This window comes from Rhodophyticola sp. (assembly GCF_965284195.1).
GTDB lineage: Bacteria > Pseudomonadota > Alphaproteobacteria > Rhodobacterales > Rhodobacteraceae > Rhodophyticola.
In genome coordinates, this window is sequence record NZ_CBDIRM010000001.1 from 2,126,554 (window position 1) to 2,138,905 (window position 12,352).

Genomic DNA, 12,352 nt, shown 5'->3' on the forward strand with positions numbered 1-12,352 from the left:
CCTGCGCCTGAAATGAACCGTAGGCCGAATTGACCCACGCCGTCCTTGCGCGACGGGGTGGCATGGATAATACCGGGGTCACAAGACCAAAAACAAATCGGACAGGCCCATGCCCACAGCCCTTGTAATCCTTGCTGCCGGTCAAGGCACGCGGATGAACTCCGAAATGCCCAAGGTGCTGCACCGGATCGCGGGCGCGCCGCTGATCGCCCATGCGATGCGCGCGGGCGCCGCCGTGGCCCCCGAGCGGGTCGTGGTCGTGACGGGCCATGGCGCCGAGCAGGTGGAGGCGGCGGTGGCCGCGTTCGATGCATCGGCCATCTGCGTCCGCCAGACAGAGCAGCTGGGCACCGGCCACGCGGTTCTGCAGGCCGCCCCGGCGCTGGACGGGTTCGCCGGCGACGTGATCGTGCTCTACGGCGACACGCCCTTCATCCGGCCCGAAACGCTTGGCGCGATGCTGGCCGCGCGGCGGAGCCACGACATCGTGGTTCTGGGCTTCGAGGCCGCCGAGCCCGGTGGCTACGGCCGCCTGCTGATGGAGGATGACCGGCTGGTCCGGATCGTCGAGGCCAAGGATGCCACGCCCGAGCAGCTGGCCATTTCCTTCTGCAATTCCGGGCTGCTGGCCGCCGATGCCGCAACGCTCACCGGCCTTCTGAAGAAGGTCGAAAACGACAATGCGGCAGGCGAATACTATCTGACCGACATCCCCGCGCTGGCCGCGGCGGCGGGGCTCTCCGCCACCGCGATCCGCGCGGCGGAACGCGAAACACTGGGCATCGACACGCGCGCCGCGCTGGCCCGGGCGGAGGCGCTGTTTCAGGCCGCCAGACGCGCCGAGATGCTGGAGGCCGGCGTGGCGCTCACCGCTCCAGAAACCGTGTTTTTCGCCTATGACACCGAGATCGGGCGCGATGCGGAGGTGGAGCCCAACGTGGTCTTCGGCCCCGGCGTCACCGTCGAATCCGGCGCGCGGATCCGCGCCTTTTCCCATCTGGAGGGCGCCCATGTGGGCGCCGGGGCCACCGTCGGGCCCTATGCGCGCCTGCGCCCCGGGGCGGAGCTTGGCAACGGCGCGCGGGTCGGCAATTTCGTCGAGGTGAAGGAAGCCCGGATCGGCGAGGGCGCCAAGGTCAATCATCTCAGCTATATCGGCGATGCCACGCTTGGCGAGGGCAGCAATATCGGCGCGGGCAGCATCACCTGCAACTATGACGGGGTCATGAAGCACGAGACGCAGATCGGCGCGCGCGCCTTCATCGGGTCGAACACGATGCTGGTCGCCCCGGTCAGCGTCGGCGAGGAGGCGATGACAGCCTCGGGCTCGGTGATTACCGAAGATGTGCCGGCGGGCGCGCTTGCGCTTGCGCGCGGCACGCAGGTCAACAAGCCGGGACTGGCCACCAAGCTGATGGCCCGGCTCCGCGCCATCAAAGCCGGAAAAAAGGGGTAGCAACCATGTGCGGCATTGTCGGTGTGCTTGGCGATCACGAGGTTGCGCCCATTCTGGTCGAGGCCCTGAAACGGCTGGAGTATCGCGGGTATGACAGCGCCGGCATCGCCACGGTGCAGGACGGCGCGCTGGACCGGCGGCGCGCCGTGGGCAAGCTGGTCAACCTCTCCGATCTTCTGGTTCACGAGCCCCTGCCCGGCAAATCCGGGATCGGACACACAAGATGGGCGACCCATGGCGGCCCCAGTGTCGCCAATGCCCATCCCCATCGCACGGGCCGGGTTGCGGTGGTCCATAACGGCATCATCGAAAACTTCCGCGACCTGCGCGACCGGCTCAAGGGCGCGGCCTTCGAGAGCGAGACGGACACCGAAACCGTCGCCCATCTCTGCGAGAGCTTTCTGGACGAGGGCATGACCCCCCGGATGGCCGCGGCGGAAACGCTCAAGCATCTGGAGGGGGCCTTTGCGCTGGCCTTCCTGTTCGAGGGCGAGGAGGATCTGATCGTCGCGGCGCGCAAGGGCTCTCCGCTGGCCATCGGCTATGGCGATGGCGAGATGTTCGTGGGCTCCGACGCCATCGCGCTGTCGCCGATGACCAACCGGATCACCTATCTGGAGGAAGGGGATTACGCCTTCGTCACCCGCGCAGGGGCCGAGATCTTCGATGCCGAAGGCCGCCGCGCGAACCGGGATCTGCGCGAGATCTCCTCCAAATCCGCCCAGATCGACAAGGGCGGACACCGCCATTTCATGGCCAAGGAGATTTTCGAACAGCCCACCGTTCTGGCCGACTGCCTGACCCATTACGCCCCCGGCGACGCCGTGACCATCCCCGAGGGCAGCGTCGATTTCTCCCGGACCGATCGGCTGATCCTGGTTGCCTGCGGCACCGCCCATTACGCCTGTCTGGTGGCGAAATACTGGTTCGAGCAACTGGCCGGCCTGCCCTGCGATGTCGATATCGCATCGGAATTCCGCTACCGCGAACCGCCCGTCTCGGAGCGGGCGGCCGCTCTGTTCGTCAGCCAGTCGGGCGAAACCGCCGACACGCTGGCCGCCCTGCGCTATGCGACGGGCAAGGCCGCGCATATCCTGTCGGTCGTGAATGTGGCCGAAAGCTCCATCGCGCGCGAAAGCGATCTGGCCCTGCCGATCCTGGCCGGCGTCGAGGTCGGGGTCGCCTCGACCAAGGCGTTTCTCTGCCAGTTGGGCGTGCTGGCCAACCTGGCCATTCTCGCGGCACGCCAGAAAGGCCGGATCGACGCCCGGCGCGAGGCGGAGCTGCTGCACACCCTGCGCAGCCTGCCGGCGCTGATCAATCAGTCGCTGGCGCTGGAAGACGAGATCAGGCGCGGCACCCGGGCCCTTGCGCGCGCGCAGACGATCCTTTTTCTCGGGCGCGGCCCGATGTTTCCCATGGCCCTTGAAGGTGCGCTGAAACTCAAGGAAATCAGTTACATACATGCCGAAGGCTATGCCTCCGGAGAGCTGAAACACGGGCCCATCGCGCTGGTGGACAAGACCGTGCCCGTAGTCGTGCTCGCCCCCCGCGACGCGCTGTTCGACAAGACCGTCTCCAACATGCAGGAGGTCATGGCGCGCGAGGGGCGCGTCTGGCTGGTGACCGACAAACCGGGCGCGGCGGCAGCCTCGGACGGGGTCTGGAAGACCCTGACCATGCCGCAGGTGGATCCGATCTTCGCGCCGCTGCTCTATGCCGTCCCGGCGCAGCTCATCGCCTATCACACCGCACTTCACAAAGGCACGGATGTGGATCAGCCGCGCAATCTGGCGAAATCCGTGACGGTGGAATGACGCCCGAGAAAGGGATCTCCGCGCGCGGTCAGGGGGGCCGGCTGAAACTGGTCGCGCAGACGGAGCCCGCGCGCCTGTTGCCGGGGCCGGCGCTACAGGATTCAATGCCTCCGGCGGCGGTATTTCCGACCAGAAGAAGGACCGGAGAGCTCAGTTGATCGCGTGGTTCATCGCCCCGGGAAATGGCCGCGGGAAGCAAGGATGCCTTTTCAGCGGATCCTGTCAGACCTGCGGCACGCCGCCGCCCAGCACGGTCAGGAACCATTCCGTATCGATGTTCCCGCCGCACAGGATCACCGCCACCTTCCTGCCGTTCATCCGCTCCTTCTCCTGCATCAGACCGGCCAGCGGGGCCGCGCCCGCGCCTTCCGCAAGGTTGTGAATGTCGCGGTAATAGATGCGGATCGCCTCCGCCACTTCGGCATCGCTGACCGAGATGATGCGCGCGGCCCCTTCGGAATAGATCTCGAACGCCTCTTTCACCGGCACACGCACCGCCATGCCGTCGGCGAATGTGGCGGCGCCCCCGGTCTCGATCAGGCGACCGGCCTCCACCGATTGCTTCACGCAATCGGCCCGGTCGGACACGACCCCCACGATCTCCGTTTTCAGGCCGAGGGCATTTCGGGCCAGAATGTTCCCGCAGATGCCCGAGCCGCAGCCGACCGGCACATAGATCGTATCCAGATCCGGCACCGCGCTCAGCAATTCATAGGCGTAGGTGGCCACGCCGCGCACGATTTCGGGGTGGAACGGCGGCACGATGACCAGACCTTCGGCATCGGCCACGCGAAACGCCTCCTCCCGGGCGGTGTCGAAATCGGCACCGAATTCGATCACCTCGGCGCCGAAGGCCCGCATGGCGGCGTTTTTCTCCACCGAATTGCCGTGGGGCACATAGACCTTGGCGGTCAGCCCTGCCGCCACCGCCTGCCGCGCCTGCCCCTGCCCGTGATTGCCCCGCGTGGCGGTGCAGATCCCGCGCGCATCCGGATGGGCGCGCCGCACCCAGTCGATGAAGGTGATCGCGCCGCGCGCCTTGAACGAACCCGTGGGCGTGTGGTTCTCATGCTTCACCCAGACCTCAGCGCCCGTCCGCGCGGCCAGTTGCGGCCAGGCATATTGCGCGGTGGGCCGCATCTGGGTGTAGACCAGATCGGCCGCCGCGTTCAGGTCGTCCACCGTCAGTTTCATCGTATCGCCTCCGCTGCTTCCGGCGGAGCCTAGCGACACATCCGCCCCTTGTCAGCCTGCCACGCCGCCCGTATGACCCGCCCGGAACCTTGGAAGGGACGGGGCGCAGGACACATGCCCATACTGGTGATGAAATTCGGCGGCACATCGGTCGCCACGCTGGACCGGATCCGCCGCGCCGCCAAGCGCGTGGGCCGCGAGGTGGCCAATGGCTATGACGTGATCGTCATCGTCAGCGCGATGTCGGGCGAGACCAACAAGCTGGTGGGCTATGTCGAGGAGACCTCGCCGCTTTTCGACGCGCGCGAATACGATGCCGTGGTGTCCTCGGGCGAGAATGTCACCGCCGGGCTGATGGCGCTCACGCTGCAGGAAATGGATGTCCCGGCGCGAAGCTGGCAGGGCTGGCAGGTGCCGCTGAAAACCACCTCCGCCCATGCCTCCGCCCGGATCGAGGAGATCCAGACCGGCAACATCACGGCCAAGTTCGCCGAAGGCATGAAGGTGGCCGTCGTCGCGGGCTTTCAGGGGATCAGCCACGAGGGCCGGATCACCACGCTCGGGCGCGGCGGGTCCGACACCACGGCCGTCGCCTTCGCCGCCGCCTTCGGGGCGGAACGCTGCGACATCTACACCGATGTGGACGGGGTCTATACCACCGATCCGCGGATCACGTCCAAGGCGCGCAAGCTGGACCGGATCGCGTTCGAGGAGATGCTGGAGCTTGCCTCGCTTGGCGCGAAGGTTCTGCAAACCCGCTCGGTCGAGCTGGCGATGCGCTACAATGTGCGCCTGCGGGTGCTGTCGAGCTTCGAGGATAATGACGAAAACGCGGGCACGCTGGTGTGTTCGGAGGAGGATATCGTGGAGAGCAATGTTGTCGCCGGCGTCGCCTATTCCCGGGACGAGGCAAAGATGACGCTGGTTTCGGTCGCCGACCGGCCCGGCATCGCCGCGGCCATTTTCGGGCCGCTGGCCGAGGCAGGCGTGAACGTGGACATGATCGTGCAGAACATCGCCGAAGAGGGCCGCACCGACATGACCTTTTCCTGCCCCACCGATCAGGTGAAACGGGCCGAAAAGGCGATGACCGACGCGCAGGAGCGCGGCGAGATCAATTTCCACGATCTGGTCGCCGACACCGATGTCTGCAAGGTCTCGATCGTGGGCATCGGCATGCGGAGCCATGCGGGCGTGGCTGCGAAAATGTTCTCCACGCTGCGTGACGAGGGGATCAACATCAAGGTGATCACCACGTCGGAAATCAAGGTCAGCGTGTTGGTGGACCGGAAATACATGGAACTGGCGGTCCAGTCGCTGCACGACGCGTTCGGGCTCGAACGCGCCGCCTGATGCCCCACGGCGGCGACGCCGGGCGGCGGCGCGCCGCTCAGCCGCCTTGCAGAAGAAGCGCCGCCACCAGATATCCCAGCGATGCGCCGAAAGCCGCCAGCGCGCGGATGTGGTTCCACCGGGTCCAGCGGCTGGCATAGGCCGGCCAATAGGCCCGCGCCTCCGATCCGCCCAGCGCCATCGCGTCGAGCCTGCGGTTCATCGGCACGTTGCCCAGCGCGGTCACGCCGAAACCGCCCAGCAGGTACAGACCCGCCGCCCCGATCAGCCACGCGGCCACCGCGCCGCCCTGCATCGTCACGCCATAGACCAGGATCAGCGCCGAAACCGGCACCAGCCCCAGAAGCAGCGTCAGGAAGACCGTGCGATAGACCTCGCGGTTGATATGCTGCATTGCCCGCGCACCCGCCGCGGGCTCCGCCGCCACGAGGGAACGGATCACGAAATCCGAAAAACTCAGGAAGACGCCCGCCACCAGACCGCTTGCCAGCGAGGCCGCGGCAAGCCCCCAGATAATCCATGTCTCGAACATCGTCTGTCTCCTTCCCTTCACAGGCTCTAGTTCGAAATCGCCACCGCCTCGTGCAGATACCGCCGGTCACCCAGTTGGCGGGCGAGAAAGCCCGCGACATCGGCGCGCGCGATCTTCAGGCGCAGCCCCCGCTCCTGCGGCGAAAACCCTTCCTTGTAGAGGCCCGTTCCGGGCCCGTCGCTAAAGGCGCCGGGGCGCACGATGGTCCAGTCCAGCCCGCTGGCCCGGACCAGGGTTTCCTGCAATTCATGGTCCAGAAAGACCGGCCGCAGAAGCAGGCCGAACATGATCCGCTTCCAGAAGAAATTCAGGTTGCTCCAGCTTTCATGGGCGCCCAGCGTCGACTGGCAGATCAGCCGGCGCACACCATGGCTCTGCATCGCCCGGATCACGTTCAGCGTTCCCTGCGAGCGGATCACGGATTTGCGCGAACTGCCCGCGCCCAGCGTGACGACAACCGCGTCATGGCCTTTCACCGCATCCAGAACCGCCTGCTCCTCCAGCGCATCGCCCGCCGCAAGCGTCAGGTTCGGATCGTCGAGCGCAAGGGTCTGCGGATGCCGGGCAAAGGCCGTCACCCGGTGCCCGGCTGCCAGAATTTGCTCCACCGCGAGCCGCCCGATGCGTCCCGTGGCGCCGATTACAATCACATTCATGTCTTATTCTCCTGGATCAATTCACTTGACATCATGTCAAGTTGACACCGTGTCAATAATCGGTGACTTTACATCATGTCAAGCAAAAACGAAGACACCCGAACCCGCATCTTGAAGGCCGCTCTGGCGCTGCTGGAATCCGGCACTGCCGTGCGGATGTCCGATATCGCCAAGGCCGCCGGGATCAGCCGTCAGGCGCTCTATCTGCATTTTCCCAATCGCGCCGATCTGCTGATCGCGGCGACCCGCTATCTCGATGAGATCAGCGACACCGATGCCAAGCTTGCCGCCAGCCGGAGCGCGCGGCGCGGCACCGAACGGCTGGACGCCTATATCGAGGCCTGGGGCAACCACATCCCCGAGGTTTACGGCGTGGCCCGGGCGCTTCTGGCGATGCGCGACAGCGACGCGGAGGCCGCGACCGCATGGACGAACCGGATGGCCGCGATGCGCGAAGGCTGCGAGGCCGCGGTGAGGATGCTGGCGCGCGACGGCGATCTGAACCCGCGCTATGGCGAGGATCAGGCCACGGATCTGCTCTGGACCCTGCTTTCCGTGCGCGGCTGGGAACTTCTGCGCCTTGAGTGCGGCTGGTCGCAGGAGGCCTATGTGGCCGAGATGAAGGCGGTGGCGCGGGCGGCCCTGCTCCCGCCGCACGGCGGGGGGCATTAACCCCTCCGCCGTTGCGCCCAGCCCCCGCGGCGCGCTATGCCTGAGAGACAGAACCCGAGGGGACGCGCGGCCAACCCATGCCAGAACAGACCGAAAGCGAAAGCCGCAAGCTGCTCAGACGCTTGCAGGCCACTCTGGCCGAGGCCGGCGAGGGGCAGGAACGGCTTGACCGGATCACCCATCTGATCGCGGATTCGATGGGAACCGAGGTGTGTTCGATCTATCTGCTGCGCGATCCGGGCACGCTGGAGCTTTGTGCGACCGAAGGGCTGGCCCCGGAATCCGTCCACGTCACGCGGATGCGGATGGGCGAGGGTCTGGTGGGCCGCGTCGCCGCCCGGGCCCGCCCGATCAACACCGCCAACGCCCCTGCCGAACCCGGTTTCCGCTACATGCCCGAAACCGGGGAGGAACGGTTTTCCAGCTTCCTCGGCGTGCCGATCCAGCGTCTGGGGGAGCGTCTGGGCGTGCTGGTGGTGCAGTCGAAGGACGCGCGCGAGTTCTCGGGCGATGAGATCTACGCGCTGGAAGTCGTGGCCATGGTGATCGCCGAAATGACCGAACTGGGCGCGTTTCTGGGCGAAGGCGCGGCCCTGTCGCCCCGCCACCAGCAGCAGGTCATGATCCGTGGCGGCAGCGCGCAGGAAGGTGTGGCCGAAGGCGTGGTCTATCTGCATGAACCCCGCGTCGTGGTCACGAACCCCATCGCCGAGGACCCCCATGCCGAAAGCATCCGGCTGCGCGAGGCGGTGGACCAGTTGCGCGTTTCCGTCGACGAGATGCTGAGCCATGCGCCCAAGGGCGACGGCGAGCAGGCGCAGGTTCTGGAGGCCTACCGGATGTTCGCCAATTCGCGCGGCTGGATGCGCCGGATGGAAGAGGACATCGCCCGCGGCCTGAGCGCCGAGGCGGCGGTGGAAAAAGAGCAATCCACCGCCCGGGCCCGGATGGAAACCGTGCCCGATGCCTATCTGCGCGAAAGATTGCAGGATCTCGACGATCTGTCGAACCGGCTGCTGCGGCTGCTGACGGGTCAGGGCGCGGGGGCGACCGGGGCGCAGATGCCCGACCGCCCGGTGCTGGTCGCGCGCAATATCGGGCCCGGCGACCTGCTGGATTACGGCCGTTCGCTCAAGGCCGTCGTGCTGGAGGAAGGCTCGGTTGGCAGCCATGCGGCGATCGTCGCCCGCGCACTTGCGATCCCGCTGGTCGTGAACGCGAAGCGGATCACCACGGAGGCGCTGAACGGCGACCCGATCCTCGTGGACGGCGATCAGGGCATCGTTCATCTGCGCCCCGAAGAGGCCGTGGCCACCGCCTTCCGCGACAAGATCGCGATGATGGCCGCCGCGCAGGAGCGCTATGCCTCGATCCGCGATAAGCCGGCTGAAACCAAATGCGGCACGGTGATCAGCCTGCAGATGAACGCGGGCCTGATGGCCGATCTGCCCTCGCTGGTCTCGTCCGGGGCGGAGGGTGTGGGGCTGTTCCGGACCGAGTTGCAGTTTCTGACCCGCAACAAGGTGCCCCGCCGGGGCGAACTGGCGCAGCTCTATGCCAAGGTCATGGACAGCGCCGGGGGCAAGCGGGTCATTTTCCGCACGCTCGACATCGGGTCCGACAAGGTCCTGCCCTACATGAAGCCGCAGGACGAGCCGAACCCCGCCCTCGGCTGGCGCGCGATCCGCGTGGGTCTGGACAAGCCCGGCGTGATGCGGATGCAGTTGCAGGCGCTGATCCGCGCGGCAAACGGGCGCCCGCTATCCGTGATGTTCCCGTTTATCGCGCAATTCGAAGAGTTCACCCAGGCCCGCGACCACCTGCTGCGGGAGATCGACCGGGAGGCGGCATTGGGCCATGTGCTCCCCGCGGAGGTGGAAATCGGCGCGATGCTGGAAACGCCGAGCCTTGCCTTCGCGCCCAGGCATTTCTTCGAGCTGGCCGATTTCATCTCCATCGGCGGCAATGACCTGAAACAGTTCTTCTTCGCCGCCGACCGGGAGAACGAGCGGGTGCGCAGGCGCTATGACACGCTGAATGTGTCGTTCCTGACCTTTCTGGAACAGATCGTGCATCGCTGCGACGATACGGATACCCCGCTCAGTTTCTGCGGCGAGGATGCGGGCCGGCCGATCGAGGCGTTGTGTTTCGGGGCGATGGGGCTGCGGACCCTGTCCATGCGCCCGGCCTCCATCGGGCCGGTCAAGAGCCTGCTGAGACGGGTCGATCTGCGGGAGTTGCGAAGCGTCATCAACGAGGCGCGCACCACCGGGGCGCAATCGGTGCGACCTGCGGTGATGGACTGGTTCCGGCAACAGGGCTGAGCCCACGAGGGGAGGCCGACGCGCGGCTACACGCGCGCGGACCCTGCGGGATCGGGATATCTCGGGGCGGGAAACCCGGCGGGCAATTGCGCCGGGGGATGGTCCGGAAGGAAACGCGACCGGTCCGCATGGCGCGCCGGTCGTCTCGTCAGCCGGAAAGGCGGCGCCGCCGGAAAGGGCGGAGCGGTTTGCGGTCCCGGGTATCATGCCGGGGCCTGGTGCATGCGGTTCAGGCTGCCATCCCTTGGCCCTTTCAGGGCTGTCTTCGGAAAGGCGGTTCAAACCGTCCCTGGATTGCAAGGGTGCCAAGCTTGCGTCTGGTATACCGGGATCCGGAAATAGCAGAAACCGGTTAAGGGAAGGTTAGCCGCGCGCGAAATCCGGTGCCGCGAAATGCGGCCGTCGAGACGGACCTGCCGGAACACCGTTCGGCGGGCAGCGCCGCGAGTTGCGGCTACCCGCGCGAGCCTTTGGATTTGCGGCCCGTCTTGCGGGGCAAAAGGAAGGCGCTGGCAATCACCAGCGAGGCGTTGAGAGGAAGGCTTTTCATGGTCATGTGCTGTCAATCTCCGCATGTTTGAGGAGGTAGGCAATCGCGCGGCAGAGGCCCGCGCAGAGACGCCAGCCCCTCCGGTGCGCCGAGCATAGCGCGGGACATCCTTCGCTTCGGTTAATGCGCCCAGGGGCTCACGGCGCCCGTGACCCCGGCCCAGTCGCCCAGCCCCAGCACCCGGTCGGGATTGGTGGGCGGCGGCATCTCGACCCCGCAGAGCCGCGTGAAGCCGAACCGGGTGTAATAGGGCGCATCCCCGATCAGCATCACCCGCGGCCAGCCCGCCGCGCGGGCACGCGTCAAGCCATCTTGCATCAACTCCGCGCCCAGCCCTTCCCCCTGGCGGGTGGGATGCACGGCAATGGGGCCCAGAAGCAGCGCTTCGGCCCCGCGCGGGCCCACGTGAACCGGCCAGAACCGCACCGCACCGGCCAGAATGCCATCGGCGTCGCGGGCGACGCGGCAGAGATCGCGCACGGGCGGAATGCCCTCGCGCAGGCGATAGCTGGACAAGGCCTCGCGCCCGGGCGCAAAGCACAGATCGTAAAGCGCCTCCACCTCCCATCGGTCGGCGGGGTCTTCGCGGGTCAGGTAAAACATCGGCCTTGCCGCTCAATTGCCTCTGGTCCCGGCCCTAGCACGAGGTTAGGTCTTTGCCAAATTAGAGAGGCTTATCATCCATGTTCTACAGACCGGAAGACGGCCACGGCCTGCCCCATAACCCGTTCAACGCCGTCGTGTCCCCCAGGCCCATCGGTTGGATTTCGACCCGTGCCGCGGACGGGTCGGAAAATCTGGCCCCCTATTCCTTTTTCAACGCGGTCGCCTATGTGCCGCCGCAGGTCATGTTCGCGTCGACCGGGACGAAACCGGATCGGGGCGACACGAAGGACAGCGTTTCGAACATCCGCGACACCGGCGTCTTTTGCGTGAACATCGTGGAGTATGCCGCGAAGGAGGCGATGAACCAGTCGTCGGGGCCGTGGGCCCGGGATACGGATGAATTCGCACTGGCCGGGGTGGAGCGGGTGGATTGCGACACCATCGACTGTTCCCGCGTGGCCGGCGCGCCCGCCAATCTGGAATGCCAGCTGACCCAGATCGTGCGTTTGCCGGGGGAGGCGAATTTCGTGATTTTCGGGGAGGTGACGGGCGTGCATCTGCGCGATGATTGCGTGGTCGACGGGCGCTTCGATGTAACCCGGTTCCAGCCCCTCGCGCGGCTTGGTTACATGGATTACACCCGCGTGACGGAGCTGTTTTCGCTCAAGCGGCCCGAAGGCTAGCCGGCGCGCTCTGCACCAGGCGCACGGCCTCGACAAACTCCGCGAATTTCCGGGCGCGCGGTTCGTCCGGCTTGCCGGTCAGGGTCAGAAGCGGCGTGTCGAAGCCGGGCCGCGCGGCGGCCACCTCTTTGCGCAACGTATCAAGCAGGCCGTGGCCGCCACGGGTCACCGCGACACCGGCCACCGGCGGCAGATGCCTGTGCGCCTGTATGAAACGCCGCATCGGCGTGGCCAGATGTGTCACCCAGACCGGCGCCACGATCACCAGCCAGTTTGCGGGACCGATCGGCGGGGCGACGTCGATTTCGGGCAAGCGGCTGTAATAGCTGTCATATCCGGCGCGCAGATAGCCGAACGGACCGCCGTAGCGGGGGCATGCGATCTCGGATATCCCGCCATCCAGCGCCTTGGCCAGATCTTCGGCCAGCGCGCGGCTGCGCCCGGTTCGGGAATAGGAAACGATACGGGTGGTCATCTGCCCGAAGACCTCTGATTTTTTGTTAACTATT

11 protein-coding genes are annotated in these 12,352 nt (G+C 66.5%); 6 read left to right on the forward strand and 5 right to left on the reverse strand.

Features of this window, described 5'->3' with window-relative positions:
* Window positions 1–109: 109 nt before the first annotated feature.
* Window positions 110–1,456, forward strand: a complete 1,347-nt coding sequence (gene glmU / locus ACQ651_RS10640; protein WP_430449243.1) for a bifunctional UDP-N-acetylglucosamine diphosphorylase/glucosamine-1-phosphate N-acetyltransferase GlmU — start codon at window positions 110–112, stop codon at window positions 1,454–1,456.
* A 5-nt stretch (window positions 1,457–1,461) separates the two neighbouring features.
* Entirely contained in the window at window positions 1,462–3,273 is a 1,812-nt protein-coding gene (gene glmS / locus ACQ651_RS10645; RefSeq protein ID WP_430449244.1) for a glutamine--fructose-6-phosphate transaminase (isomerizing), read from the forward strand.
* A 222-nt stretch (window positions 3,274–3,495) separates the two neighbouring features.
* On the opposite strand, the gene ACQ651_RS10650 is transcribed toward glmS, so the two are convergent.
* Window positions 3,496–4,467 carry a threonine dehydratase gene (locus tag ACQ651_RS10650; RefSeq protein ID WP_227284912.1) on the reverse strand — a complete coding sequence of 324 codons (972 nt, stop codon included), beginning with the start codon at window positions 4,465–4,467 and terminating at the stop codon, window positions 3,496–3,498.
* A gap of 114 nt (window positions 4,468–4,581) precedes the next feature.
* On the opposite strand from ACQ651_RS10650, the gene ACQ651_RS10655 reads away from it, so the two are divergent.
* On the forward strand, window positions 4,582–5,820 hold the full coding sequence (locus tag ACQ651_RS10655) for an aspartate kinase (protein WP_227284913.1): 1,239 nt from the start codon (window positions 4,582–4,584) through the stop codon (window positions 5,818–5,820).
* Window positions 5,821–5,857: 37 nt separating this feature from the next.
* Here the strand turns inward: ACQ651_RS10655 and ACQ651_RS10660 are convergent, their stop codons facing one another.
* Entirely contained in the window at window positions 5,858–6,352 is a 495-nt protein-coding gene (locus ACQ651_RS10660) for a DUF1772 domain-containing protein (protein ID WP_430449245.1), read from the reverse strand.
* A gap of 26 nt (window positions 6,353–6,378) precedes the next feature.
* Window positions 6,379–7,008: an NAD(P)-dependent oxidoreductase gene (locus ACQ651_RS10665; protein ID WP_430449246.1), complete on the reverse strand. Its 630-nt coding sequence runs from the start codon at window positions 7,006–7,008 to the stop codon at window positions 6,379–6,381.
* A 75-nt stretch (window positions 7,009–7,083) separates the two neighbouring features.
* Here ACQ651_RS10665 and ACQ651_RS10670 point away from each other — a divergent pair, with 75 nt between their 5' ends.
* A complete protein-coding gene (locus tag ACQ651_RS10670) occupies window positions 7,084–7,680 on the forward strand; it encodes a TetR/AcrR family transcriptional regulator (protein ID WP_430449247.1) in 597 nt (198 codons plus the stop codon).
* Between the two features lie 77 nt (window positions 7,681–7,757).
* Entirely contained in the window at window positions 7,758–10,004 is a 2,247-nt protein-coding gene (gene ptsP, locus ACQ651_RS10675; RefSeq protein WP_430449248.1) for a phosphoenolpyruvate--protein phosphotransferase, read from the forward strand.
* Window positions 10,005–10,674: 670 nt separating this feature from the next.
* On the opposite strand, the gene ACQ651_RS10680 is transcribed toward ptsP, so the two are convergent.
* Window positions 10,675–11,157, reverse strand: coding sequence for a GNAT family N-acetyltransferase (locus ACQ651_RS10680; protein ID WP_227284917.1), 483 nt, complete (start codon window positions 11,155–11,157; stop codon window positions 10,675–10,677).
* An 80-nt stretch (window positions 11,158–11,237) separates the two neighbouring features.
* On the opposite strand from ACQ651_RS10680, the gene ACQ651_RS10685 reads away from it, so the two are divergent.
* Window positions 11,238–11,843 (forward strand): flavin reductase family protein, encoded by a 606-nt coding sequence (locus ACQ651_RS10685; RefSeq protein WP_227284918.1) that lies wholly within the window; start codon window positions 11,238–11,240, stop codon window positions 11,841–11,843.
* Here the strand turns inward: ACQ651_RS10685 and ACQ651_RS10690 are convergent.
* Window positions 11,824–12,318 carry a hypothetical protein gene (locus ACQ651_RS10690; protein ID WP_227284919.1) on the reverse strand — a complete coding sequence of 165 codons (495 nt, stop codon included), beginning with the start codon at window positions 12,316–12,318 and terminating at the stop codon, window positions 11,824–11,826. The two genes, ACQ651_RS10685 and ACQ651_RS10690, sit on opposite strands and share 20 nt — an antisense overlap.
* Window positions 12,319–12,352: the final 34 nt, after the last annotated feature.